This is a genomic window from Halobacterium jilantaiense (genome assembly GCF_900110535.1).
Classification (GTDB): domain Archaea; phylum Halobacteriota; class Halobacteria; order Halobacteriales; family Halobacteriaceae; genus Halobacterium; species Halobacterium jilantaiense.
Genome location: NZ_FOJA01000001.1, coordinates 1635960 through 1660029, shown reverse-complemented (window position 1 = coordinate 1660029; position 24070 = coordinate 1635960). Strand labels below are relative to the sequence as shown.

At 69.6% G+C, this 24070-nt stretch carries 29 protein-coding genes; 11 read left to right on the top strand and 18 right to left on the bottom strand.

Annotated features, from left to right (window positions below; all coding sequences use genetic code 11):
• Positions 1–5: 5 nt before the first annotated feature.
• Together BMW35_RS08545 and BMW35_RS08540 are read left to right on the top strand one after the other, a co-directional pair.
• On the top strand, positions 6–431 hold the full coding sequence (locus tag BMW35_RS08545) for an iron-sulfur cluster assembly scaffold protein (RefSeq protein ID WP_089668932.1): 426 nt from the start codon (positions 6–8) through the stop codon (positions 429–431).
• 164 nt (positions 432–595) lie between these two features.
• On the top strand, positions 596–883 hold the full coding sequence (locus tag BMW35_RS08540; protein ID WP_089668931.1) for a hypothetical protein: 288 nt from the start codon (positions 596–598) through the stop codon (positions 881–883).
• Between the two features lie 211 nt (positions 884–1094).
• On the opposite strand, the gene radA is transcribed toward BMW35_RS08540, so the two are convergent.
• Positions 1095–2126, bottom strand: a complete 1032-nt coding sequence (gene radA / locus BMW35_RS08535; RefSeq protein WP_089668930.1) for a DNA repair and recombination protein RadA — start codon at positions 2124–2126, stop codon at positions 1095–1097.
• 197 nt (positions 2127–2323) lie between these two features.
• Between radA and BMW35_RS08530 the strand changes: the two genes are divergently transcribed.
• Both BMW35_RS08530 and BMW35_RS08525 read left to right on the top strand, forming a co-directional pair.
• Complete coding sequence (locus BMW35_RS08530; protein WP_089668929.1) at positions 2324–3421, top strand: 60S ribosomal export protein NMD3; 1098 nt, start codon at positions 2324–2326, stop codon at positions 3419–3421.
• Positions 3414–4439, top strand: a complete 1026-nt coding sequence (locus BMW35_RS08525) for a class I SAM-dependent methyltransferase (RefSeq protein ID WP_089668928.1) — start codon at positions 3414–3416, stop codon at positions 4437–4439. Before BMW35_RS08530 ends, BMW35_RS08525 begins: the two co-directional genes overlap by 8 nt.
• Here the strand turns inward: BMW35_RS08525 and BMW35_RS08520 are convergent.
• The 3 genes from BMW35_RS08520 to BMW35_RS08510 form a co-directional block, all read right to left on the bottom strand.
• Entirely contained in the window at positions 4436–4687 is a 252-nt protein-coding gene (locus tag BMW35_RS08520; RefSeq protein WP_089668927.1) for a hypothetical protein, read from the bottom strand. The two genes, BMW35_RS08525 and BMW35_RS08520, sit on opposite strands and share 4 nt — an antisense overlap.
• A 155-nt stretch (positions 4688–4842) precedes the next feature.
• Entirely contained in the window at positions 4843–6690 is a 1848-nt protein-coding gene (locus BMW35_RS08515) for a helicase C-terminal domain-containing protein (RefSeq protein ID WP_089668926.1), read from the bottom strand.
• A 31-nt stretch (positions 6691–6721) separates the two neighbouring features.
• Positions 6722–6922, bottom strand: coding sequence for a DUF7561 family protein (locus tag BMW35_RS08510; RefSeq protein WP_089668925.1), 201 nt, complete (start codon positions 6920–6922; stop codon positions 6722–6724).
• Positions 6923–6980: 58 nt separating this feature from the next.
• Between BMW35_RS08510 and BMW35_RS08505 the strand changes: the two genes are divergently transcribed.
• Positions 6981–7844 carry a YkgJ family cysteine cluster protein gene (locus BMW35_RS08505; protein WP_089668924.1) on the top strand — a complete coding sequence of 288 codons (864 nt, stop codon included), beginning with the start codon at positions 6981–6983 and terminating at the stop codon, positions 7842–7844.
• A gap of 35 nt (positions 7845–7879) precedes the next feature.
• On the opposite strand, the gene BMW35_RS08500 is transcribed toward BMW35_RS08505, so the two are convergent.
• From BMW35_RS08500 to BMW35_RS08475, 6 genes are all read right to left on the bottom strand, one after another.
• Positions 7880–8872, bottom strand: a complete 993-nt coding sequence (locus BMW35_RS08500) for a phosphate signaling complex PhoU family protein (protein WP_089668923.1) — start codon at positions 8870–8872, stop codon at positions 7880–7882.
• The gene (phoU, locus tag BMW35_RS08495) at positions 8872–9549 is read right to left on the bottom strand and encodes a phosphate signaling complex protein PhoU (protein ID WP_089668922.1); all 678 of its coding nucleotides are present in this window, start codon (positions 9547–9549) and stop codon (positions 8872–8874) included. Before phoU ends, BMW35_RS08500 begins: the two co-directional genes overlap by 1 nt.
• Before the next feature lie 4 nt (positions 9550–9553).
• Complete coding sequence (pstB, locus tag BMW35_RS08490) at positions 9554–10459, bottom strand: phosphate ABC transporter ATP-binding protein PstB (RefSeq protein ID WP_089668921.1); 906 nt, start codon at positions 10457–10459, stop codon at positions 9554–9556.
• Entirely contained in the window at positions 10452–12095 is a 1644-nt protein-coding gene (gene pstA / locus BMW35_RS08485; protein WP_089668920.1) for a phosphate ABC transporter permease PstA, read from the bottom strand. The genes pstB and pstA overlap by 8 nt, the downstream gene beginning before the upstream one ends.
• A complete protein-coding gene (gene pstC, locus BMW35_RS08480) occupies positions 12092–13162 on the bottom strand; it encodes a phosphate ABC transporter permease subunit PstC (RefSeq protein ID WP_089668919.1) in 1071 nt (356 codons plus the stop codon). The genes pstA and pstC overlap by 4 nt, the downstream gene beginning before the upstream one ends.
• Positions 13163–13246: 84 nt before the next feature.
• Positions 13247–14398, bottom strand: coding sequence for a PstS family phosphate ABC transporter substrate-binding protein (locus BMW35_RS08475; RefSeq protein ID WP_089668918.1), 1152 nt, complete (start codon positions 14396–14398; stop codon positions 13247–13249).
• A 175-nt stretch (positions 14399–14573) separates the two neighbouring features.
• On the opposite strand from BMW35_RS08475, the gene BMW35_RS08470 reads away from it, so the two are divergent.
• Both BMW35_RS08470 and BMW35_RS08465 read left to right on the top strand, forming a co-directional pair.
• On the top strand, positions 14574–15476 hold the full coding sequence (locus tag BMW35_RS08470) for an NAD(P)H-binding protein (protein WP_089668917.1): 903 nt from the start codon (positions 14574–14576) through the stop codon (positions 15474–15476).
• Entirely contained in the window at positions 15469–16212 is a 744-nt protein-coding gene (locus BMW35_RS08465) for a DUF7530 family protein (protein WP_089668916.1), read from the top strand. Before BMW35_RS08470 ends, BMW35_RS08465 begins: the two co-directional genes overlap by 8 nt.
• On the opposite strand, the gene BMW35_RS15595 is transcribed toward BMW35_RS08465, so the two are convergent.
• Together BMW35_RS15595 and BMW35_RS08460 are read right to left on the bottom strand one after the other, a co-directional pair.
• Positions 16209–16376, bottom strand: coding sequence for a DUF5786 family protein (locus BMW35_RS15595; RefSeq protein ID WP_245708192.1), 168 nt, complete (start codon positions 16374–16376; stop codon positions 16209–16211). The genes BMW35_RS08465 and BMW35_RS15595 overlap by 4 nt on opposite strands.
• Before the next feature lie 79 nt (positions 16377–16455).
• Complete coding sequence (locus tag BMW35_RS08460) at positions 16456–16737, bottom strand: DUF5789 family protein (protein WP_245708156.1); 282 nt, start codon at positions 16735–16737, stop codon at positions 16456–16458.
• Positions 16738–16867: 130 nt separating this feature from the next.
• Here BMW35_RS08460 and BMW35_RS08455 point away from each other — a divergent pair, with 130 nt between their 5' ends.
• Complete coding sequence (locus BMW35_RS08455) at positions 16868–17671, top strand: PHP domain-containing protein (protein ID WP_089668915.1); 804 nt, start codon at positions 16868–16870, stop codon at positions 17669–17671.
• A 76-nt stretch (positions 17672–17747) separates the two neighbouring features.
• A complete protein-coding gene (locus tag BMW35_RS15590) occupies positions 17748–17909 on the top strand; it encodes a DUF6757 family protein (protein ID WP_177170805.1) in 162 nt (53 codons plus the stop codon).
• Positions 17910–18004: 95 nt separating this feature from the next.
• Here BMW35_RS15590 and BMW35_RS08450 read toward each other — a convergent pair whose 3' ends face one another.
• The gene (locus BMW35_RS08450) at positions 18005–18325 is read right to left on the bottom strand and encodes a 4Fe-4S dicluster domain-containing protein (RefSeq protein ID WP_089668914.1); all 321 of its coding nucleotides are present in this window, start codon (positions 18323–18325) and stop codon (positions 18005–18007) included.
• 486 nt (positions 18326–18811) lie between these two features.
• Here BMW35_RS08450 and BMW35_RS08445 point away from each other — a divergent pair, with 486 nt between their 5' ends.
• Together BMW35_RS08445 and BMW35_RS08440 are read left to right on the top strand one after the other, a co-directional pair.
• Positions 18812–19285 (top strand): cupin domain-containing protein, encoded by a 474-nt coding sequence (locus tag BMW35_RS08445; RefSeq protein WP_089668913.1) that lies wholly within the window; start codon positions 18812–18814, stop codon positions 19283–19285.
• A 2-nt stretch (positions 19286–19287) separates the two neighbouring features.
• Positions 19288–19662 carry a DCC1-like thiol-disulfide oxidoreductase family protein gene (locus BMW35_RS08440; protein WP_089668912.1) on the top strand — a complete coding sequence of 125 codons (375 nt, stop codon included), beginning with the start codon at positions 19288–19290 and terminating at the stop codon, positions 19660–19662.
• 58 nt (positions 19663–19720) lie between these two features.
• On the opposite strand, the gene BMW35_RS08435 is transcribed toward BMW35_RS08440, so the two are convergent.
• From BMW35_RS08435 to BMW35_RS08415, 5 genes are all read right to left on the bottom strand, one after another.
• Positions 19721–20587, bottom strand: a complete 867-nt coding sequence (locus tag BMW35_RS08435) for a hypothetical protein (protein ID WP_089668911.1) — start codon at positions 20585–20587, stop codon at positions 19721–19723.
• Positions 20588–20661: 74 nt separating this feature from the next.
• Positions 20662–21519, bottom strand: coding sequence for a DUF7979 domain-containing protein (locus tag BMW35_RS08430; RefSeq protein WP_089668910.1), 858 nt, complete (start codon positions 21517–21519; stop codon positions 20662–20664).
• A 59-nt stretch (positions 21520–21578) separates the two neighbouring features.
• Positions 21579–22742 carry an acyl-CoA dehydrogenase family protein gene (locus tag BMW35_RS08425; RefSeq protein WP_089668909.1) on the bottom strand — a complete coding sequence of 388 codons (1164 nt, stop codon included), beginning with the start codon at positions 22740–22742 and terminating at the stop codon, positions 21579–21581.
• Positions 22743–22810: 68 nt separating this feature from the next.
• Entirely contained in the window at positions 22811–23503 is a 693-nt protein-coding gene (locus BMW35_RS08420) for a type 1 glutamine amidotransferase (protein ID WP_089668908.1), read from the bottom strand.
• A 47-nt stretch (positions 23504–23550) separates the two neighbouring features.
• A complete protein-coding gene (locus BMW35_RS08415) occupies positions 23551–23835 on the bottom strand; it encodes a DdfA family disk-determining factor (RefSeq protein ID WP_177170804.1) in 285 nt (94 codons plus the stop codon).
• Positions 23836–24070 lie beyond the last annotated feature (235 nt).

The window sequence follows — 24070 nt, the reverse complement described above, 5'->3', positions numbered from 1 at the left end:
GCAACATGAGCATGGGCTCGGACATGTACCGGCAGCAGATTCTCGACCACTACCGGAACCCCCGGAACAGCGGCGAACTGCCGGAGCCGACGTTCAGCCACGAGGGCTATAACCCCTCGTGTGGCGACGAACTGGAGTTCGACGTCGAACTCCGGGACGACGAGGAGACCATCGAGCGCGTGGCGTTCCGCGGCGAGGGCTGCGCCATCAGCCAGGCGTCGGCGAGCATGCTCTCTCAGGAACTCCCCGGGATGACGCTCGACGAGGTCGAGGACCTCGACCGCGACGACGTCCTCGACATGCTCGGCGTCGAGGTGACGCCGATGCGCATCAAGTGCGCAGTCCTCGCCGAGAAGGTCGTCCAGGACGGCGCGGAAATCTACGAGGGCGAGAAGGACGTCGACCAGACGACGACCGAGGACGACGACTGACGCTCGCGGCCACTCCGTTTCGTCTGTAGCCGACAGACACTCTCTTCATCGAAGTGCCGCGATGAACCACCCGTTCAGTACAGATGCGAGTCCGGGGATGGAGATTCGCGAAGCGACGAGAGACCGCCACAACGAATTTGTCAACCGCGCGTCCACAGAGTACCATGGCAGTTGCACCCGTCGCACGGTACACGGGAAGCGCGCTCAATCTGGTCCTCGCCGCTGGCCTGCTCGGTATCGCCGCCTTGCACGCCACCGCGGGCGTTCCCACCGCGATCCTCCCCGCGGTTGGCGGTCTCGGACTGCTCGCGGCAGCAGTCGCACTCGCACCGGTCGGTCGGCGGCGGCTCGGCCGACGCGCGACTGCCCGTGACGACGCCCTGCTCTTCGTCGGGGTACTCGTCGTTGCGGCCGCCTCGCTCGCCGGGTTCTTCGCACTCGGAGTCGCCTAACTCGCGCTCCGTGGCGTGTTGGCCCGGTCTTCTGTGCGTCCCGCGACTGTTCCAGTCACAGACTCGTCTGCACACAGAACCGCGCTAGCACCTACATTTTCCCGGCCCGCTGCCGAGCCGAGCAGGGTCGACAGGCCCGCTAACTACACGAACGGCGCTGGCGGGCCGTGTGTGCAGAGCGCGGTGACGCCGCGTCGCAGAGCAGACGGTACTATTCGGGACGGAGGCCGCCGTCCTGAACGCGCATCACGGCTTCGCCGTCGGCGAGGTTCGGGGCGTCCACGAGCTTGACGATGCGCTTGTCGTTCTTGGACTTCCGGAGGTACATCCGGAACGTGGACTTGTGCCCGAGGATGTTGCCGCCGATGGGCTTCGTCGGGTCCCCGAAGAAGGAGTCGGGGTTGGACTGCACCTGGTTCGTGACGAGGACGGCGGCGTTGTAGAGGTTCCCGACCTTCTCGAGGTCGTGGAGGTGCTTGTTGAGCTTCTGCTGGCGGTCGGCGAGCTCGCCTCGGCCGACGTACTCGGCGCGGAAGTGCGCGGTCAGCGAGTCGACGGCGAGCAGTCGGACCGGCCAGTCGTCGTCCTCGTGTTCGCCGGCGATCTCCTTGGCCTTCTCGGCGAGCAGCATCTGGTGGTTGGAGTTGAACCCCTTCGCGACGTGAATCTTGTCGAGGAACGACTGCACCAGTTCGGTGAGCGCCTCCTCGTCGTCGATGGAGCCCTCGACGCCGTGGGCTTCCATCGAGGCTTCGAGCTTCTCCTCGGGGAGCCCGCGGACCATGTCGTCGATCCGCTCGGGGCGGAAGGTGTCCTCGGAGTCGATGAAGACGGCGCGGCCGTGGAGGCCGCCGTGCTCGCTGGGGAGCTGGACGTTCACCGCGAGCTGGTGCGTGACCTGGGACTTCCCGGCACCGAACTCGCCGTACACCTCGGTGATGGACTGGGTCTCGACGCCGCCGCCGAGCAGGTCGTCGATTTCCGGGATGTTCCACGTGAGCTTCCCGATCTTCTCGCGGCGTTCGAGGACGGTTGCGCCCGTCTCGAAGCCGCCGACGTCGGCGGCGTCCCGGGCGGCCTGAATGACGTCGACGGCCGTGCTCTCGCCGACGTCGGCGGTGTTCGACAGCTCCGCGCTGTTGGCGACGGCGAGACTCTGGAAGGAGTCGAAGCCGTTCTCGCGGAGTTTCTCTGCGGTCGCGGGACCCACACCGGGGAGTTCCTCGAGGTCTGCTTCGGGCATGTACCCACTGCTTGTGCCCGCCCACGCATAAAGCCTCGTATACACCAGACTGAAAGTGAAACTGGCGGGTCGCGTCGGGGGTGACGACCGGGTGGTCGTGGCGGCGACGACCGGGTGGTCGTGGCGGCGACGACCGGCCGGGGCCGGCCCCGGTGCGTGACGGGGTACTTAACAGCCTCCGCGCGCTATCCGGGAGCATGACCGACGCAGGCATCTTCTGCCCCCGGTGTGGCGACCCGGTGGAGTCCCCGGGTGACGGCGCGACGCGCCGCGAGCAGTCGCTCTGTGACGCCTGCTACTTCGAGGACTTCGACCTCGTGGACGCCCCCGACACCATCGAGGTGATGGTGTGCGCTCGCTGCGGGGCCGTCCACCGCGGGAACCGCTGGGTGGACATCGGCGCAGACGACTACGTCGACGTCGCCGTCGCGGAGACCACCGAGGCGCTCGGCGTCCACCTCGAAGCGGAGGACGTCGACTGGGAGGTCCGCCCGGAGAAACTGGACGACAACACCGTCCGGATGCACGCGACGTTCACGGGCGTCGTCCGGGACACCCACCAGACCGAGCAGGTCACCGTCACGGTGAAGGTGAGCCGGCAGACCTGCCAGCGCTGTGGCCGCATCGCCGGCGAGTCCTACGCCTCCACCGTCCAGGTGCGGGCCGTGGGCAGAGACCCGTCCAGCGAAGAGACCGAGCGCGCGACCGAACTCGCCCACCGCATCGTCGCCGACCTCGAAGACACCGGCGACCGCGAGGCGTTCGTCACCGAGGTCTCGCCGGCCGAGTCCGGTATCGACATCAAGCTCTCCACGACGAAAATCGGGCTCAAGCTCGCCCGCAAACTCGTCGAGGAGTTCGGGGGCGGCTTCGAGGACCACGAGACGCTCATCACGGAGGACGACGACGGCAACGAGGTCTACCGGGTGACGTACGCCGTTCGCCTCCCCGAGTTCCGGCCCGGAGACGTGGTGGACCTCGCGGACGACGACGATGGACCCGTCCTCGTGCGCTCGAACCACGGCAACCTCAAGGGCGTCCGCGTGACCACGGGCGAGTCCTACGAGGCGAGCTTCGAGGACGGCGACAGCCCGGACGCCCGGAAACTCGGCTCGGTCGACGACGCCGTCGAGTCGACCGTCGTGACCGTCGAGGACGACGCCTCCATCCAGATTCTCGACCCGGAGACCTACGAGGCCGAGACCGTGCCGCGTCCGGACTACGTCGACCCCGAGGCGTCGACGGTGCCGGCGCTGAAGTCCCGCGCGGGCCTCCACGTTCTCCCCGATGCGTAGGCTCGCCGTCGTCGTCCCGAAGCCCGACAGCCAGACGGCCATCGACGGCCTCGAAGCCGAGGGCGTCTACGACGACCGCCGGAAGGTCTGCGAACACGACGCGGACCACGTCGAACTCCCCGTGACCGAGGAGCCGGCCAGCGTCCCGTTCGAGCGCGCAATCGCCCAGGACGACCCCGACCCCAGAGCCCCGGACCTCGACGACCTGCTCCGCGAGCGCGGCTGGACGGACGCCGAGCGCGACCGCGCCCCCTCGTCGTGGGCGGTCCTCGGCTCCGTGATTCTCGCGGACTTCGGTGACTGCCCGCGGCCCGGCGAGGCCGGGGACGCCCTCCTGTCGCTCCACCGGGAGGCCGACACCGTGCTGGACCGCGGCGGCGTCGACGGCGAGCACCGCGAGCCCGTCGTCTCGGTCGTCGCGGGCGTTGGCGACACCGAGACGGTCCACGTCGAGCACGGCACCCGGTACGCGATGGACCTCGCCGAAGTCATGTTCTCGCCCGGGAACAAGGCCGAGCGCGCCCGGATGGGCGACGAAGTCACCCGAGGCGAGCGCGTGCTGGACATGTTCGCCGGCATCGGCTACTTCGCGCTCCCGATGGCGCGCGCCGGGGCCCAGGTCACGGCCGTCGAGAAGAACCCCACGGCGTTCCGCTTCCTCGCCGAGAACGCCCAGCTCAACGACGTGGCGGAGACCCTCGACACCATCCTCGGCGACTGCCGCGAGGTCGAGGCGTCGGCCGACCGCGTCGTCATGGGCTACTACGACGCGCTCGGCGGCCCGGTCGCGGGCGACGACCCCGGCTACCTCGCCGCCGCCCTCGACGCGCTCGATGCTGGCGGGATGCTGCACGTCCACGCCGCCGTCCCTGAGCCCGAACTCTGGGACCGGCCGCTCGGTCGATTACGAGCGGGCTGTGAGCGCGCCGACCGCGCCGTCGAGATTCTGGACCGCCGCCGCGTGAAGTCCCACAGCGAGGGCGTCTTCCACGTCGTCCTCGACGCCCGCGTGGACTAACCGTCTTCCCGTCGTCCGGCTTCGTCCCGGGGAACCACCCGGCCGTGGTAGGCGAGGTGCGCGCCCGCGGCGACGAACAGCAGGCCGACTCCCCGCACGCGCCACGCCGCCGTCCGCCCGGGGTCGAAGTCCACGTCGAGCACGACGCCGTACATCGTCTCGCCGAGGTCCAGCAGCCGGTCCGCGCCGAGGAGGTGGAGCAGTCCCGCCGCCACCAGTCCGACGCCGAGTAGTCGCGTTCGGAGCATACCCGACCTTCGGGCGCTCGGGCCGAAAGCCCACCGGTACGCCTAACCCGCGGTAGCCACACCTGAACGGCATGGAACGCAAGCAGGTCCTCGCCATCGTCCTCACTGTGCTGATGCTCGGGTCGTCGGTGGCGTACGCCGTCTCGTTCTTCTAGCTACTCGGTGTCCCAGACGTCCGCGACCGGCGACCCCTGACTGTCGCGCCGGTCGTCGCCGCTGCTGTAGTCCGTCGTCCTGCCGACTGGTGCGCCACCCGAGGAGTCACTGCTCGTCGAACTGCCGCCACTGGCCGACCCGCTGCGACTGCCGCTCCCGCTGCTGCCGTCCGATTTCCCGGCTGTTTCGACCTGCTGGACGCTCGTGGTCGTCTCGCCGAGCGCGGCCTGCGCGCTGGCGGGCGGGAGGTCGGGCGTGCTCATGCGGTCGACCTGTTCGGCGAACCACGGCGGCATGTCGGTGCGGGCGCGCTCGAAGAGGTCGAGGATGCTGGAGTCAGCTACGTACGTCGCGCCGTAGTCGTCCGGGGCGCGCACGACCCGGCCGCAGGCCTGGATGACAGTGCGGAGCGCGGTCCGGTAGTACCACGCCCACTGGCCGTCCGAGAGCCGGGCGGCGACACGGGAGTCGTTCGTGTTGAGGAACGGGGCCTTGCACAGCACCTGCCAGCGACCGAGGTCGTGGGCCAGATCGAGGGCTTCCTCCATCTTCACCGAGACGAACACCTCTGGGGCGTCGCTGGCCTTCCAGCGGTCGAGTTCGGCGTCCCGGCTGTCCGAGTCGTGGGTGCGCACGCGGTCGCCGACCCCGAAGTCGTCGAGGCGGCTCGCGAGCTTCTCCGCGATGTCGTAGCTGTGGGCGTGGATAATCCCCTTCTCGTCGGGGTGGTGGGCCATCACGCGCACGACGGTCTCGGCCATCTTCGGCAGCGTCTGCTCGCGGTGCTCGTAGGTCATCTTCCCCTGTGTCACGTCGTACAGCGGCCGGTTCTCGACCGGGAAGGTGTGTTCGACGTCGACGAGCGCGACGTTCGACGGGTCGAGGCCGACACTCCGGCAGAACGCCGCCTTGTTCAGAATCGTGGCCGAGAGCAGCGCGTGCTTGTTCGCGCGGTCCCAGACCGTGTGCGCGAGGTAGCGCTCCGGGTCCATCGGCTTGATAGTGACTGCCGATTCGTCCGCGTCGACCACCCACGTCGTCGCGGACTCGGGGTCCCGGTAGTCCTCCACGAACCAGTTCAACTCGGAGATGAGTTCCTGGAGGCGGTCGCGTCGGGCGACCTCCTCGGCGGTGAGTTCGTCCTGTCCGAGCAGGTCGTCTTTCGCGCCCTCGCAGACCCGCACGAGGTGCTCCGCGAAGTCCACCGCCTTGTCCGGGTCGCCGTCCACGTCCGGCACGCGCACGTCCTCCCAGACCGGGACCGTCCGCGTGTTCAGGTCGATGGTCGCGTACATCTCCGCCCACTCCGCGAGCCCGTGGGCCTCGTCGACGACGCAGACGTCGCGCTTCCGGAACACCTCCGAGCCGGCGGTCCGCATGAAGTACGCGAGCGTCATCGCCGCGTAGTCCCGGGAGGACGCGATGGCGCGGTCCGAGAAGTACGGGCAGCGGTGTTTGACCGCGCAGTCGTAGCCGCGCTCGCGAGCGCAAGGAGCGCGGTCCACGGGCGTCGTCTCCTCGCCGGGGAGGATGCAGGTGTAGTTGGACTTCCCCCGGATGAGCTTGAAGTCCTCCAGCAGGTCGTCCTCGGCCACGTCGTCGAGCTGGCTCACCTGCGGCGTCGTGTAGTACGCGCCGACGGCGTCACTCGGGTCGGCGTTGGCGGCCCGCCGGGCGCACCCCATGATGGAGCGCGCGAGCAGGCTCTTCCCGCTGCCCGTCGGTGCCCGCACCAGCACCACGTCGTTCCCCGCGGCGAACGCGTCCCGGATGTCCGCCAGCGCCTGCTGTTGGGTGCCCCGGAACTCGGGGGCGGGGAACTCCCCGACGATGCGCTCGGGATTCACTGTCGGAGGCAGGGAGGCCGTCCGGATAACGTCATCCCTTCAGCGCGTCCACGTCGCTCTCTTCGGGGTCGTCCGGCAGGTCCTCGATGCAGTCGAAACAGAGGAAGTGCTCGGTGTTGTCCTCGAACTCCAGAGTCATTCCGCCGGTGTGGATGGGCTCGCTCGACCAGATGTTCGCGATGCCGCCCGCGAGCCGGACCTCGTCCCTACAGGCGTCACAGCGTTCGCTCATACCCGGGCTTGGGGCGGGCCGGGCAAACGCTTTCGCCCGGGGCCGCGTAGCGCCGCGCATGGAGGTCGATTGCGAGAACTGCGCCGGCTGTTGCGTCGACTGGCGTGCGCTCGCCGACGTCCCCGACCACGAGCGCCGGGGGCCACAGGACCCCATCGACGACACGTACAACCTCGTGCCGCTGACGCGGGACGACGTGCGGGCCGTCCTCGACGCCGGGCTCGGCGATGCGCTGACGCCCCGGCTCTGGGAAGCTACGGAAGACAGCCCGAGCGTCGCGGTGAACGGCCGCGAGGTCGCCGCAATCCGCGGGCAGCCGGCGTTCTTCGTGGGCATCCGGAAGCCGCCGAAGCCCGTCGCGCCGTTCGACACCGAGGGCGCGTGGCTGCCGACGTGTGCGTTCCTCGACCCCGAGACGCTGCAGTGTCGCATCCACGACAGCCCCGTCTATCCCGAGGAGTGCGCCGAGTACCCCGGGCACAACCTCGAACTCGGCGTCGAGACCGAGTGCGAGCGCGTCGAGGCCCACGTGGGCGGCGAGCGGCTGCTCGACGACACGCCGCCCGAGGAGCAGTCCAGTCTGCTGTTCGGCCCGCAGGCTGTCGGCCAGAAGGTGTTCGCGTACCCCGACCCCGGCGATCTCCCATCCGGGGTCGTGGACCGACTGGCGGCCGGCGAACTCACGGACGCGGACCGCGCGCGGTTCGTCGCCGTCGCCGCCGCCAGCGCGCCCGGCACGACCGCCGTCGAACCGACGAAGCGCGAGCAGGCCTACGAGACGGTCCTCGACGCCGACTCCTGGGTCGGCCGGGCAATCGACGAGTGGACGGAGCGCGCCGACAGGAACGAAACGCCGGCCCCCGGACTCGGCGCGGCCGTCGAGGAGGCACGGGGCGCGCCGGAGACGCCCGGCTGGGACTGACGAAGAGGGCTCGACGTGGTCGCGGCGGCGTCACCCTACGACTGGAGCGAGACCCTGAGCGCCGCGGCCGCGACGCGCTCGCCGCAGGCGGCCGTCCGCAGCAGGTGGTCGAGCACCCGGACCAGGTGCGTGCTCGCGGCCGCCTCGCGTTCGACGAGCGCCTGCTCGACGCGCTCGCCCTCGGCGGCGACTGCTCCCGCCCGGTCGTGGACGGTCTGGGCGGCCTCGCGGTCGCCGCCGTCGACCAGCGCGTCGGTGGCGTCGTCGACGACATCGCGGGCGACCTCGCCGAGGTCGCTGAGTTCGGCCGCCACGTCCTCGGTGAGCCCGTCGCAGTCCCGGACGCGCCGCGAGACGCCGGCCGCGTGGCCCGCGACGCGGTCGAGCTGCCGGGCGGCGACGGCGTACTCGGCGAGCCGCCGGCGGGACAGTCCGAGCGCGTCCAGCACGCTCCGGTCGACGAGCGCGCGGTTCGCCTGGCGGGCCACCAGCCGCGCGAGCCGGTCGCTCTCCCGGGTGCGGTCGAGCACGCGGTCGACGTCCGGGACGGCCGCAGCCAGCGCGGCGGTCGCCTGCTCGTGTACCGACAGCGCGCTGAACCGGAGTTGGAGGACCGACTGGCGAATCGAGACGTCGCCGGCGTCCAGGAGGCCCTGAACGACCACGGCGCTGTCGTCCTCCTCGGTGACGCCGACGCCGCTCAGGGTGCGGGCGCGGTCGACGATGGCCCGCCGCTGCTCGTCGTCGAGCCCGCCGGCCGCGCGGAGTTCGATGCGCTTGAAGCCGGCGGTGTACGCGGCGTCGAGGGCGCGCTCGGCGGCCGCGGGCGTCCCGCCGTCGAGGTCGACGGTCGTCGCCGCGAGCGCGCTGTGGTCGCGTTCGGCCCACCGGACGACGAGCGAGCCGTCGCTGTGCGGGTAGAGGTAGGCGGTGTCGCCCGCGCCGACGCCGTGTTCGTTCGCCCAGTGGACGGGAATCGAGACGGTGTACGTGCCGCCGCCGACCTGCTGGACCTTCCGCGTCTCCATCAGTACACCAGCTCCGGGTCGCTCTCGATGTCGTACAGCGTGCGCGCGGCGACGTTCACGCCGTGGTCGGCAATCCGTTCGAGGTCCCGCACCGACAGCAGCAGCCGGGAGACGTCGTCCAAGACGGCTTCGACTGCCCACGGGCCGTCGTCGCCGCCTCCCCGCTCGACGAGGTCGCGGACGATTCGCTCGCCCGCCTGCTGGCAGAGCGCGTCCACCTCGTCGTCACGGGCAGCGAGTTCCCGGCAGGCGTCGGGGTCGCCGTCGGCGTACGCCTCGACGGCGTCCGCGAACAGGTCGCGGACGGCGACGCCGATGCCGCCGAGGTCGACGTCCGAGACGTGGTCGTCGCGGGTGTCCAGCGCGTACGTGGCGAGGTTCACGGCGAGGTCGCCGACGCGTTCGAGGTCGGTCAACACCTTGAACGACGACGCGACGAACCGGAGGTCGCCCGCGACCGGCTGCTGGAGCGCGAACAGGTCCACGCAGTCGGCTTCCAGCGCGAGGTAGCGGTCGTTCACCTCGTCGTCGCCGTCGACGACGGCTCGCGCCGCCGCCTCGTCGCCGTCGGTGAGCGCCGCGAGCGCGTCGTCGAGGCGGCTCAAGACGAGTTCGCCCATCGCGACGACGTCGGCGCGCAGGTCGTCGAGTGCCGCCTGGTACGTGTCTCGTGGCACGGAATCACCCGAACTTGCCGGTGATGTAGTCCTCGACGCGCTGGCTCTCCGGGCTCTCGAACACCCGGTCGGTGTCACCGTACTCGACGAGCCGACCGCCCGTGAGGAACACCGCTGTCTGGTCGCTGATTCGGGCGGCCTGCTGCATGTTGTGCGTGACGACGACGACCGTGTAGTCCTCGGCGAGGTCCTCGATGAGGTCCTCGATTTTCGCGGTCGCGATGGGGTCGAGGGCCGACGCCGGCTCGTCCATCAGGAGGACGTCTGGGTCGACGGCGAGCGCGCGAGCGATGCAGAGCCGCTGTTGCTGGCCGCCCGAGAGCCCGAGGGCGTTGTCGTCGAGGCGGTCCGAGACCTCGTCGTAGAGCGCCGCGTCGCGGAGACACCGCTCCACGAGCGCTGCCTCGGCGTCGGCGTCGTCGCGGCCGAACAGCCGACTGAGCAGGCCCCTGTCGATGTCGCCGTGCTTGCGCGGCCCGTAGGAGACGTTCTCCCGGATGGACTTCGGGAACGGGTTCGGTGCCTGGAACACCATCCCGACGCGCTTCCGTAGCTCCACGAGGTCGACGCCGTCCTGATAGATCTCCTCGCCGCCGACCTCGACGGAGCCGTCGATGCGCGCGGACTTGATGCGGTCGTTCATCCGGTTCAGACACCGGAGGAAGGTAGACTTCCCGCAGCCCGACGGCCCGATGAGCGCCGTCACGGACTCGTCGGGAATGTCCATCGAGACGTCTTTCAGCGCGTGGTCGTCGCCGTAGTGGACGTTCACGTCCTCGACGGACACCATCGTCTCCCCGTCGAAGTCGTAGTCGCCCCACTCCTCGCGGACCTCCTCGACGGTCTCGCCGGTGGTCGTCTCGGTCGCCTGTGCGCCCTGTCGCTGCGGTGTGGTGTCGGCGTTACTCATTGTACAGCTTCCTCCGGAAGTAGATTCGACCGGCGATACCGAACGCGTACAGCCCCAGCACGACGACCAGCAGGACGAGGGCGGTCCCCCACCCGAAGTCCTGCACGGAAAACGGCGCGCCCTGCCCGGGGAGCCGTCCGTTCGTAATCGACGTGTAGAGCTGGTAGGGGAGCGCGCTGCCGCGCTCCATCAGCGCCGAGTTGGAGACGAACGGCGGCGAACTCGTGAACTCGAACGACGACAGCACGCTCGGGTTCTTGTCGGAGAACGGTTGTCCGCCGTACACGAGCAGGAGCGGCGCGGTCTCGCCGGCGATGCGGCCGACGCCGAGGATGACACCGGTGATGACACCCGGCATCGCCGCCGGCAGCACGGCGCTCTTGATCGTCTGCCACTGGGTCACGCCGAGCGCTGCGCTCGCGTCCCGGTACTCGTCCGGGACGGCGACGATGGACTCGTAGCTCGTGATGACGACCAGCGGCAGGAGCATGAAGCCGAGGACGAGCTGGCCCGACAGCAGCGACTTCCCGCCGCTGAACCGGGGAACGAGGAACGCCAGACCGAACAGCCCGAACACGATGCTCGGTGTGCTCCAGAGGCCGTTGGTCGCGACCTCCACGACCTGCCGGAACCGCCGGCTCTCGGTGTACTCGGCGAGGTAGATGGCCGCCGCGAGTCCGAGCGGGATGGCGAACAGCATCGCGCCGGCGACCAGCCAGAGCGTCCCGAGAATGGCGGGCGCGAGCCCCGGGACCTCGATGTAGAGGTTCTGGGTGACGTTTGTCACGAACGGCAGTTTGAGGTCGACGAACGGCACCGTCCAGTCCGGCAACTGCACGCCGAACAGCGCCCCGGGCAGGTCGAGGTGGCCGCCGAGCCCGACCCGCGCCCGCGTCAGCGCCGTCTCCAGCCCGTTCTTCACGATGAAGCCGACGAGCAACGCGAGGACACCGAGCATCCCGAAGACGCTCAGCCGAATCAGGTAGAACGCGCCGCCCTCGCGGCCCTGCGTTCCGAAGCCGGCGCGCGCCTTCGCGGCGCTCCAGGAGCCGATCAGCGACCCCGTGATGGTCAGCACGGGCACCATCACGGGCCCGGAGAACGTCGCGGAGATGGTGTCCGGCGACCACGACCATCCGACATCGAGGACGCCCGTGACGAGCAGCGCGCCGACGAACGCGAGGTACAGCGCCGGCGGGAACGTCGACCCGATGTCCTCGCGCGGGACGACGGCGAGCGCGGCGACGGCGACGCCGGCGGCGAGCGCGGTCGCCAGCCAGCCGACGGCCCCCATCCCGAGCGTCTGGGACGCCACTAGTCCGCCGGTCGCGAACCCAGCGCCGCCGAACAGCCCGCCGACGACGAGGCCGGCGGACGACGACGGCGACGCGGACACGTAGCCGAGCCGGGCGGCGACACCGACCCCGGCGATACCGGCGGCCATCGCGAGCAGCAGCACGCCGAACAGCGTGAACACGTCCACGCCGAGGACGGGCGTGCTGTCGCCGACCCACTGGAACAGGACGGCCCAACTGGCGAGGAACAGCACCACGCCGACCGCCATCACGCCCGTCGACACGTATTCGCGGAGCGTCGTCTCAGTGGCGACGAGTTCGCTCCGGGCAACCGTGCTCATCGGTCACCACCGTACTTGTTCCGCATGCGGGCCTGAATCACCTGCGCGCTGACGCTCAGAACGAGCACCATCACGAACAGGACGACGCCGGCCGCGAACAGCCCCTCGATGTGGCGGCCCCCGGCGTTCCCGCCCTCGAAGGCGATGACGGTCGTTAGCGTCTCCCCGACGCCGCCGAACACGTCGTAGACGGGGTCCGCGAACCCCTTCGTGTGCGGAATCATCACCGTCGCCGCCATCGTCTCCCCCATCGCGCGCCCGACACCGAGTAGGACCGCGGCGGAGACGCCGGAGAACGCCGACGGCAGGGTGACGCTCTTCATCGTCTGCCAGTTCGTCGTCCCGACGGCCAGCGCCCCGCTCTTCATCGCCTCGGGCACCGTCGAAATGGCGTCCTCGGCGACCGACACGATGGTCGGCAGCGCCATGATGCCCACCATCGTCCCGACGGTGAAGTAGTTCCCAATCGTCGACGTCTGGAACTCCTCGTAGAAGAATTGGTTCACGACGACGAACCCGATGAAGCCGTACGTGATGGAGGGGATTCCCGCCATCAGCTCGATGCCGGGTTTCACGACCTCGCGAGTGGTGTCGGACGCGATTTCGCTGATGTAGAGTGCGCCAGCGACGCCGAGGGGTGCGGCGACCACCGTCGCGATTACCGTCGTCATCAGCGTGCCGACAATCATCGGCGCGAGCGACCACGACGAGTCCGGTCGGGGCGGCCAGAGCGGCTCCTCGACCCGGTACAGCGCCGCCAGTCCCATCTGGTCGAACGCCGGCCACGCGCGAACGACGAGGAACACGACGATGAGTCCGAGGACGCCGACCGTCGCGACGGTCATGACGAACGTCAGGCCGCGGGCGATTGTCGCCTGATACTTCACCCAGCCGACCACGGTCAACAGGAGAAACGACGCCACCGGGACGACGGTCCACCGGGACTGCAGGTAGAACAGGACGAACGCCGCCACCAGCGACAGCGCGGTCACCGCCAGCAAGACCAGCGCGGCGTCCTCGTTCCGGGACCGGACGTGTTCGAAGCGCTCGACGATTCTGGATGCCATGTGTGCGATAACTGTGTGGGTGTTCGGTGTACTCGAAAGCGGACGGCAGGGGGATGACAGGCTGACAGTCCGCGGGACTGTCCGTTACTCGTAGTTGCTCGCCGCGACCATCTCGCGCTGGGTTTCGAGCCGCTCGTCGGGCAGCGCGAAGTAGTCCTTCGACTCGACGAAGTGCTTCTGACCGAAGTCGGACAGCAGGAAGTTGATGAAGGCGGCCTCCTGACGACTCGTGTCCTCCCACGTGTAGCAGTGGAGGTCGCGCGCCAGCGGGTACTCCTTCGAGCCGAGGTTCTCCCCGTACTCGTAGAGTGTGCCGTCGATTTCGAGGCCGATGGGCGGCACCTGGCCGTCCGGCTCGACGAACGCCAGCGCGATGTACGCGATGGCGTTGTCGGCCTGCGAGACGGCCTGCTTGAGCTGCTGGTTCTTCGCGTAACGCTGGTCCGGCGAGATGCTCGCCTCCGCGTCGCCCATGACGTTCACGAGGAACGCCGTGTTCGTCCCGGAGCCGCGAGCGCGACCGAGCGCGAGAATCTCCTTGTCCGGGCCGCCGAGCTCGCTCCAGTTCGTGATTTCCTGCCGGTAGATCTTTCGCAGCTCCTCGATGGTGATCTGGTCGACGCCCGCGTCCTTGATCTCCTTCGAGACGACGATGGGCTGCCCGTCGACGCCGACCACGTGGTCGACGAACTTGTCCATCTCCTCGTCGGTGACGTCACTGCCTGCGAGCTCCGCCTCCGCCGTGGAGCTCGCGTCACCGATGTCGATGCGCTCCTCCATGACGCCCTCGATGCCGGTGCCGGAGTGCGAGAGCGCGATGCTGACGCGGAACGGCGGCACCGAACGCTCGCCGCTCTCCGCCCAGCCGTACTGGGTGGCGAAGTAGTCGGCGAGCCGCATGTCGGTGCCGAGTTCGTCGGCCCACTCCTGGGGGAAGTAGTCCCCGTCGCCGGGCTCCGGGTTGGAGTTCCAGTAGGAGGCACCCGTGTTCGCGATGGGGAACACGGTCGAGGAGCCGTCGCCGGTCAGGGTGTCGGTCGCGAGCTGCTGGGACTGGCTGTCGCCAGCGGTGCTCTCCTGGGCAGTGTTCTCCGTCTGGGCCGCGTCACCGCTGCTGTCACCGTCGCCCGAGTTACTGGAGCAGCCGGCGACTGCTGCAATGCCGGCGGCGCTGGTCGCCGCGACGAACTTCCGCCGTGATACCGCGTCGGACAGCCGGTCTGGGTCGGGTGCCATCACCTGAATGCCGGCGGTGCGGTACTAAACCCGTTTATAATAGGGGTACAGGGGGGTCTGAGGCGTGTGTACGGGAATGTGTGCTACATAGCTCTCGGGATGTCTCACGATAGTTACACGCGGGCGGGTGCCAGCGTGGCCGACACTTAACCCCTCGCCGTGCGTTGGCGTGGTCGTGCGCGTACTCGTCACTGGCGCGACCGGCTTCGTCGGCGGCCGGCTCGCTCCCGAACTCGTCGCTGCCGGCCACGACGTCAGAGCGCTCGTCCGCGACGCCTCCGGCTACGACCCGCCCGAAGGCGTCGAGGTCGCGGAGGGCGACCTGCTCGACGCCGAGTCGCTGACCGGCGTCTTCGACGGCGTCGACGCCGCCTACTACCTCGTCCACTCGATGCGGGCCGGCGAGGGGTTTGCCGAGCGCGACCGCCGGGCCGCCCGGAACTTCGCCGCGGCCGCGGACGCCGCGGGCGTCGACCGCGTGGTCTATCTCGGCGGGCTCGGCGAGGAGGGCAGCGACCTCTCCGAACACCTCGAATCCCGGCGGGAGGTCGAGGCCGTGCTCGCGAACGCCGCGTTCGACCTGACGACGCTGCGGGCCGCGGTCGTCGTCGGGGCCGGGAGCGCGAGCTTCGAGCTAGTCTTCCAGCTGGTCGACCGGCTGCCGCTGATGGTGACGCCGCAGTGGGTGCGGACGCCCTGCCAGCCGATCGCCGTCGCGGACGTCGTCGCGTACCTCGTCGGCGTCCTCGACGCCCCGGAGACCGCCGGCGACACGTACGAGGTCGGCGGGCCGGACGTGCTCTCCTATCAGGCGATGCTCGAACGCACCGCCCGGCTGGCGGGCCGCCGGCTGTACATTCTCCCGATTCCGGTGCTGTCCCCGTCGCTGTCGACGTACTGGGTGGACCTCGTGACCGACGTGCCGCGGAGCGTCGCCCACCCCCTCATCCACGGGCTGAAGAACCCCGTCGTCGTCACCGACGACCGCATCCGGGACCTCGTCGACGTGGACCTGACGCCGTTCGACGTGGCCGCCGAGCGCGCGCTCCGCGAGCGCGGGGTGGCCGTCGATGACTGACGGGCGCGGCGACGACACACCGGCGTCCGCGCCCCCCGAGCCGGCGACCGCTGGCGGCGTCTACGGCGAGACGTGGGTGTACGAGAGCATCGTCGGCGCGATTCCCGGTATCGACATCTCCGACCGGTTGGCGGTGGTCGTGCAGTTCCTGCTGTTCGAGGCGGGCGTGCTCGTGCTGGCCGCCGTCTACGACCTCCCCGGCGCGATACTGCCCGGGACGCTGGCGGTGCTGGTGGCGGCCGCCGGCAGCGCGTTCATGCTCGACATCGGGAAGCGAGCGCGCGGCCCGGGCGTCCCGCCGACGTACCGCCGGCTCCTGTTCGCGTCCAGCATCGAGGTGGTGCTGGGCGTGCTCTCGTTCGTCCTCCTGATGACGTACCTGTTCGTCTGGGACCCGCGGGACGGCGCGACCCTGTTCGCGAGCCTGCTCGGGGAGCAGCCGCCCGTGGTGCCGTCGGCGCTCGCGCTGCTCGTGCTCTGGGACGTCTGCTACCGCATCGGCACGGGCTGGTGGGCGGCGGTCGTGGGGCTGTGGCGGTCGCTCACCCGAGACCTCTCGCCGGAGGCGGCCGACCGGCTGGCGGGCGTCGACGTCCGAACGCTCGGGTTCGGGGTCCTCCAGGCCGTGTTACTGCCGTTCCTCTGGGGGCATCCCGTGCTGGTGGCGGCGGTGGCGGGCCACGTGGTCGCCGTGGTCGTCGTGACGACCGTGTCGCTGTACGTCCTCAGGAACTAGCTCTTCATCTGCTCGAACTGGTCGAGCAACTCCTCGGTGGAGTCGCCGGAGTCGAACTCGACGGAGCCCTCGTACGTGGACCGCGTGTCGTCGTCCGAGACTTCGACGCTGTGCTTTGCCTCACGGCGTTCATGTTCGTCTTCGTCGTAGGCACCCATAGACATGGTAACTACACACATACACTGTAGTCAACTATCCAATATCAAACTGTCGGAGGTGCCAACGAGTCACACGCCCGTGCGGTCAGAACGAGACAGGCTCCGCGCCGCCCGTGCCCATCGGGTCTGGGTCGCGGTCGCTGTACCCGACGCGACCGACCGCGTCGGCGGGCAGCGCGCCGTACACCGCGAACGTCGCCTCGGTCGCGGACGAGAACTGGTCGTCGCCGGTGCGGGCGATGACCGTCCGCAGGTCCTCGCCGCCGGCCTCCTCGAGTTCCACGTCTCCGCAGGCAGCGGCGAGCGCGGACGCGCTGGTCGGGTACTCCTGATCGCGCAGCAGGTCGGCGGTCTCTTTGAGCGTCATCGATTCGGGAGTCGTCGCCGCCACACAAGAGCATTCCCCATCAACAATTATGATGGTTAAAGGCACCTTAGTCACGTCTATACGCGAGCCCGACCGCGGCGCTTAGGTGGCGGCGCGACCCCGTCCCCGTATGGCCTACGCGGACCTCCACGTCCACACCACCAACTCAGACGGCACTCTCGAACTCGACGAGGTGCCCGCCGCGGCCCGAGACGCCGGCGTCTCCGCGGTCGCCGTCACCGACCACGACCGCCTCCACCCGGGGCTCGACCGGCCGGTCAGCGAACGCGACGGCGTCACCGTCGTCCACGGTATCGAACTCCGCGTCGACGCCGGCGACCAGCGCGTCGACTTACTGGGCTACGGCGTCCGCCGCACCGACGCGCTCGTCGCCGAGTGCGAACGCATCCAGCGCGACCGCGTGGAGCGCGGCCGCCGCATCATCGAGCACGTCGAAGCCGAACTCGGCGTCGACCTCGACCTCGAACCCCGGGAAGGGCTCGGACGGCCGCACATCGCACGCGCGACCGTCGACCACCCCGACACCGACTACGACGAGCTGAACGCCGTCTTCGCCGACCTCATCGGCAACGACGGCCCGTGTTTCGTCGCCCGCGACGTCCCCGACATCGAGGCCGGCATCGACCTGCTCACCGAGGCCTGCGGGCTCGTCGGCCTCGCCCACCCGCTGCGCTACGACGACCCCGAAGCGGCGCTCGCGCTCTGTGCCGACCTCGACGCAGTCGAAGTCTCCTACCCCTACGACCGACCCGTCGGTCAGACCCCGGGCGACGGCGGTCACGCGCTTGTCGCCGACGCCGTCGAGACTCACGACCTCCTCCCGACCGGCGGCACCGACGCCCACGAGCGCACGCTCGGGAGGGCCGGCCTCGACCGCGACGCCTACGACGCCGTCCGCCAGCGCCTCGACTGACGCTAGCATACCTCTTCCGTCCCCCAGTCGTGCCCCTGCCGTGAGGTTCACGAGGCTCCGGCCCCAATCATCGCGTATGCAGTGTCACTACTGCGACCGGGACGCCGACCTCACCGTCGAGAAAGACGGCCTGAAGGTCGCCGTCTGCGAGGAGCACTTCCAGGAGCGGCTCGACGACATCTCCGACAGCGAGACCCTCCAGCAGCTCCGAGACCAGCTCGAAATCGACCGGTCGTAACCCCCTCCGCCCGCTCATCCGACGCCGATTCGTCACGAACGCGCGACGCACAGCCCGAGACCACTTTCTTCGGCGAACAACCGCGACAGCGACGGCTACGCCCGGCCGGCGTCGACGTCGATGGCGTCGACGGGGCAGACGTCGACACAGAGCATGCAGTCGATGCACTGACTCTCGTTGGCGGGGTCGGCCTTGAGTTCGCTCTCGGGATGGTCGGGGGTGTCGACCCACTCGAAGACGTCGACGGGACAGTCCTCGACGCACGCGCCGTCCGCGATGCAGATGTCGAAGTCGACGGCGACGTGGGTGCCGTGAATCCCGAGTTTCTCCGGCTCCTCGACCGGTCCCCACACGTCGTGGCCCTTGTGTGTGTCCGCCTGCTCGCGGTTCTCTGTGAACTGCGGGTCGATTGCCATACCCGGACTCCGCGCGCTGGCAGTATGAAACCCTCGGGGAACGACTTCGGCCAGGCTTCGCCTGGACTTCGGTTGCTCGTGGGGCTGTTGTCCGGTTGCTCGTGGACTTCGACACTCCGAAAGCCCCGGCTGGCTGAATCGGGGGTACCGGAAGACTCGCTACGCTCGTCTTCCCAAGTCACGTTCGCGGCGCTCACGTGACCCTCTCTGCGCGCCTCGCTCCCGCTGGTCGCTTCGGTCCTTGCGTCGGCCGCCTTCGCTCAGCCAGCCGCCCCTCTCGATTTCCCACCCCGCTACCGGCTGCGGAAGCAGCGTCGTTTCTGCCGGCTGGCCAGCCGGTGACGGGCGGACTGAACGGGGCGAGCCTCCCGAGTCCACAGGCTCGGGGCTTTCCGAGCCTCGAAGTGACTGGCTCCATCCCCGGCGGCGACCTCCCAGCCAATGACTCCCGAGGGCTTATGCGCGCGCCGACCGGAATCCGGACGTATGCGGAAAGTGCGCCTGGACGACCTCGACTCCCGGATGGGGCCGGCGGCCCGCAGCCTCCCGCTGACCGACGCGCTCGGGCTGGCCGACGCCGCGATGAACTTCTACGAACTCGAACCCGGGGACAGCTTCGCGTACGGGTTCCACGCCCACGCCGAACAGGAGGAGGTGTTCTACGTCCTCGACGGCGCGGTGACGTTCCGGACCCTCGAAGACCAGGACGACGTCACCGTCGAGGCGGGAGAGCTCGTGCGGTTCGGTCCCGGGGAGTTCCAGCAGGGCGTCAACGAGGGCGACGAGCCCGTGCGCGCGCTCGCCGTCGGCGCGCCACAGGACCCCGGCGACACCGAGGTACTCCGGGCGTGCCCGGACTGCGGCGACGAGACCACGCAGGACCTCGAACTGGCCGACGACCGCTCGGAGATTCGGACCGTCTGCGAGGCCTGCGGGACCGTCACGGGGCACTTCGACTGACCATGTCCGAGGCGTACCCACCGCGGCTGGTGTTCGACGACGACTGCGGCTTCTGCACGTGGTGTGCGAACTTCGCCGCGCGCCACGGCGACGTGGACCTCGTCGGATTCACGGAGCTGTCCCCCGACCAGCTCGCGCGGCTGCCCGACGACTACGAGGACTGCGCGCACCTCCTCACCGACGACGCCGTCTACTCGTGTGGCGAGGCCATCGAGCGCACGCTCGAACGGGACTTCCCGGAACTCCGGCCGGTGTTCGCCGCGCTCCGGACGGTCCCCGGCTACGGCACGCTCCGCGAGCGCCTCTACCGGGCGGGCGCGGACCGCCGGGCGATGCTCGGCAACGTCGTGCGCGACGACCCGCCGGCTCGCGAGTAGTCGGCAACCGTCAGGTGCCGGGCGTCCAAGCCGGTGCCGCGGCGGTCACACACGTCTTCTAGTCACCGGCTCCCGCCACTTCGACGGAGAGCACGTCTGCAGCCGTCGCGACGTACCCGACGCCGTCGAGGTAGTCGACGAGGCCCTCGGCGTCGGCAACGCCCTCGATGCTCACTGTGCCGGCACCGAGGACTGCGGCGAACACGCCCGCCCACTCGGGGTCGGGGGCGCGGTCGGCGACCGTCACGACCCGTGCGTCCGACCCGGGGTCGGCCGGGTCCAGCGCGAGCATGTGGTGGGCGGGCACGTCGCCGACCGACACCCGAACCCGGTACGCGGCGTCCCCGGTCCGGAGGTACCGTCCGGGCCGGAACGGCTCCGCGCCCGGCGGCCGCTGCTCGTGGCGGCCGACCGTGTGCGTCCCGTCGTCCAGCAGCCGGTCGGCGAACGCCCGCTCGCCGTCGGCGAGGTCGCCGTACCGCAGCACGTCGTTTCCCCGCTCGGGCGCGTCAGCGTCGTCGACGGCCGCGAGTTCGTACTGGTAGACCGTCTCCGTGCCGGCCGGCGCGAACGACGCCGTCGGCTCGTAGGTGTCACCGGCGAACTCGACGTACGGGAACGCGCCGAGCGTCAGCGTCGCGTCCTGCCCCGGGCCGCTCCCGCCGCGGTCGAGGTCCACGCGGCCGTCGGCGGTCGCCGCGTCAGCGACGAGCCCGTGGAGGTCGCGCTCCGACACCGCCACCGTCGCGCCGTCCGGCACGTCCGCCGGCGCGACCGCTTCTCCGGTGAGCCGAAGCCCGTCGCCGCTGCTAGCGTTGTCGGTCGCATCGCGCTCGCCGTCGCCGCCGTTGCCGCCCGCGCAGCCGGCGAGTGCGGCGAGCGCGGCGGCCCCGCCCGCTCGGAGACACCTCCTGCGAGAGACCATGCCGGGGCGTTCCAGTCGCCGCTGTAAGTGTCTTCGCTGCGGTCCCAGATTCTCGTAACGGCCGCCGTCGCGCGCTACTGGACGGTCTCGGTGACCGAGACGTCGAGGACGCGCGTCGCGGTGGCGACGTAGTCGACGCGGCCGAGGTACTCGCCGAACGCCTCGTCGTTGGAGCTTTTCTCGACGCCGCCACCCCCGGTATCGAGGCCCGCCACGAGTACGTCGGTCCAGTCGGCCTCCGGCGGGTCGCCGGGCACCGTCACGACCTGGTCGCCCTCGCTGGGGTCGGCTGGGTCCAGCGTGAGCATGTAGTGCGGGCCGTGGTCGCCGATGGCAGCCTGAACGCGGTACGTCTCGCCGTCGGCTCGCAGGAACGCCGTGCGGTCGAACACTCTGACCGCCTCCGGCTTCTCTTCGTGGTGTCCAACGGTGTACGATCCGGTGCCGAGCAGCTCGTCCGCGACCCTTTGCTGCGCAGCAGTCAGGTCGCCGTACGCTGCCACGTCGCCGCCGTCGTCGACCTCGCTGTCGTTGACGGCGACAGCCTCGTACCGGTAACTCGCTTCCTCGGCGAACCCCGCGAACGACGCCGTCGGTTCGTACGTACTGCCGTCGAACCGCAGGTACTCGAACGCTCCGAGCGCGAGCGTCTCGTCCCGGTCGGCGCTCCCGTCGCTCCGCAGGTCGACGCGGCCGTCCCGTTCGGCGGCGTCCGCGACGAGTTCGTGGAGGTCGGGGCTGGCGACACCGACAGTCGCGCTGTCGGCGACCCTGGCGGGCGCAATCGCGTCGGCGTCCAGCCGATACTCGCCCGCACCCGACGACTCGGGCTGTGTAGCGTCGCGGCGCGGCGCGGACACCGACTGGCAGCCGGCAAGCGCAGCGAGCGCGGCGGCACCGCCGGTCCGGAGGAGGGCTCTGCGAGAGGGCATATCCGGGAGTTCCGGCGGCCCCGATAAGTGTCTTGTCGGGACGGAAGCGAAGATTCGGCCTACTGGTAGGCCTGCATGCCGGTGAGGTCCTCGCCGAGAATCAGCGTGTGGATGTCGTGGGTGCCCTCGTACGTGTAGACCGTCTCCATGTTCGTCATGTGGCGCATCGGCGAGTAGTCCGCGGTGATGCCGTTCCCGCCGAGCATCTCGCGGGCGATGCGGGACTGGTCGCGGGCCATTCGGACGTTGTTGCGCTTGGCCATCGAGACGTGCTGCGGCCGGAGGTCGCCGCGCTCCTTGAGCTCGGCGAGCCGGTGGGCGAGCAGCTGGCTCGTCGTAATCTGGGTCGCCATCTCGGCGAGTTTCTCCTGTTGCATCTGGAAGCCGCCGATGGGCTTCCCGAACTGCTCGCGGTCCGTCGCGTACGCGCGAGCCGTCTCGAAGCAGTCGCGGGCCGCGCCGACCGCGCCCCACGCGATACCGTAGCGGGCCTGCGTGAGACAGGACAGCGGCCCCTTCATGCCCTCGACGCCCGGGAGGCGGTTCTCCTTCGGGACGCGGACGTTCTGGAGGCTGATTTCGCCCGTAATCGAGGCGCGCAGCGAGAGCTTCTCGTGAATCTCGTTCGTGGTGACGCCGTCACGGTCGGTCTCCACGAGGAAGCCCCGGACGGGGTCGCCGTCCTCGCTCTTGTCTCTCGCCCAGACCACCGCGACGTCCGCGATGGGCGAGTTCGTGATCCACGTCTTCGAGCCGTTCAGGACGTACTCGTCGCCGTCCGGCTCGGCTGTCGTCTCCATCGCGGAGGGGTTCGAGCCGTGCTCCGGCTCGGTCAGTCCGAAGCAGCCGACGGCCTCGCCGCGGCCGAGGGCGGGCAGCCACTCCTCTTTCTGCTCCTCGCTGCCGTACGCGTGGATTGGGTACATGACGAGCGCGCCCTGCACGCTCGCCATCGAGCGCAGCCCCGAGTCGCAGGCCTCCAGTTCCTGCATCAGGAGCCCGTAGGCCGTCTCCGAGACGTTCGGCAGCCCGTACCCTTCGAGGTTCGGCGCGTAGAATCCGAGTTCGCCCATCTCGGGGATGAGTTCCGTCGGGAACGTCCCCTCGAGGTAGTGGTCGCCGATGTCGTCGCGGACGTGTTCGTCGACGAACTCCCGAGCGGTGTCCCGGATGAGTCGCTCCTCGCTGTCGAGGTCGGCCTCCAGGCCCACGTAATCGAGCATACTGGTACTCGGGCGCAAACAGTGAAAAAGCCTACTGGTCCACTAGCAGTTCTCGGCCCGGAACGCGGTCAGTCGCCGGCTGCCGGCGACGCGAGGCGGCTCGTGAAGTTCTCGAAGAGCCGTTTGGCCTCGCAGGCGGCGTCGTAGGCCTCGGGCGTGATGCCGGCCAGCACTGCCTCGCGGCGGTCCTCGTCGACGTCCTTCTCGCGGGCGATGCGCTCGGCGGTCTCGTTGTCGTACTCGGGGTGGAACTGGACGCCGACGCTGTCTCCCGCCCGGAACGCGTGGACGCCGTAGTCGTTCTCGGCGAGCAGCGTCGCCCCCGGCGGCAGGTCGGTGACGGTGTCGCCGTGGGTCGTGAACGTCGTGAACGTCTCCGGAACGCCCTCGAAGACGGGGTCGTCGGTGGTGCGGTCGACCTCGCGGTAGCCGAGCTCGAACGCGCCCATGTCCTCGACAGTGCCGCCGAGGGCCTCCGCGAGCACCTGATGGCCGAAACAGACGCCGAGAATCGGGACGTCCGCCTCGTGAGCTGCTGCGACGTAGTCGACGAGGGCGGGAATCCAGTCGTCGTCCCAGTACACCGACGACTTCGACCCGGTGACGACCACCCCGTCGAACGCGTCGGGGTGCCGGTTCGGGAGCTCCCCCGCTTTCGCGTGGAACTCGGCGAGGTCAGCGTCGAGTTCGCGGCGGAAGTTCCGCGTGGTCTCCTCGGGCTCGTGTGCGGCGGTAAGCAGCGCGATACGCGGGCGACTCATCGGTAGGCCGTAGTTACTGGACAGTCAAGCGGGTTTCGGCCGCCCGCTCAATCGCCGGTGACGAAGACGGTGCCGTCGCCCTGGACAGTCACCTCGGCGTCGGCGTACTCGAAGGTGATTTCGACGTCTCCGCCGCGGCCCAGGAGGTCGTCGAGCGCGTCCGGGTCGATGACTCGGCCGAGCGGGGGGAGCGAACCGGCGTCCCGGTCCGTGGCAGTCGCCACCGCCTCGACGACGCCGATGCTCGCGCGGTCGTACTCCGAGATTGTGAACCGGCAGCGAGTTCCATCTCGGCCACTGCAACTGTGGCTACGGTGGTTGTCGTCGGTCATGGTGGGTCAGTGACTAGGTCGTCGCAGGCCGTCTCGTCGTCGTGCGTACGTCTTGCGCACACCCCACGAAGAAAGTTTCGTGACGCCGACAGGCTCCGAGTTAGCGTGGGAGTTCGCTACACGGTTCGGCGACGAGTCCAGTGCGCAGCGTAGATCGGTTCAACGGGTCGAAGAACGTCAGAGATGGTGATTCTCTATCGCTCGAACTTCACGGTAAGACGGGCCTACCGAGGCT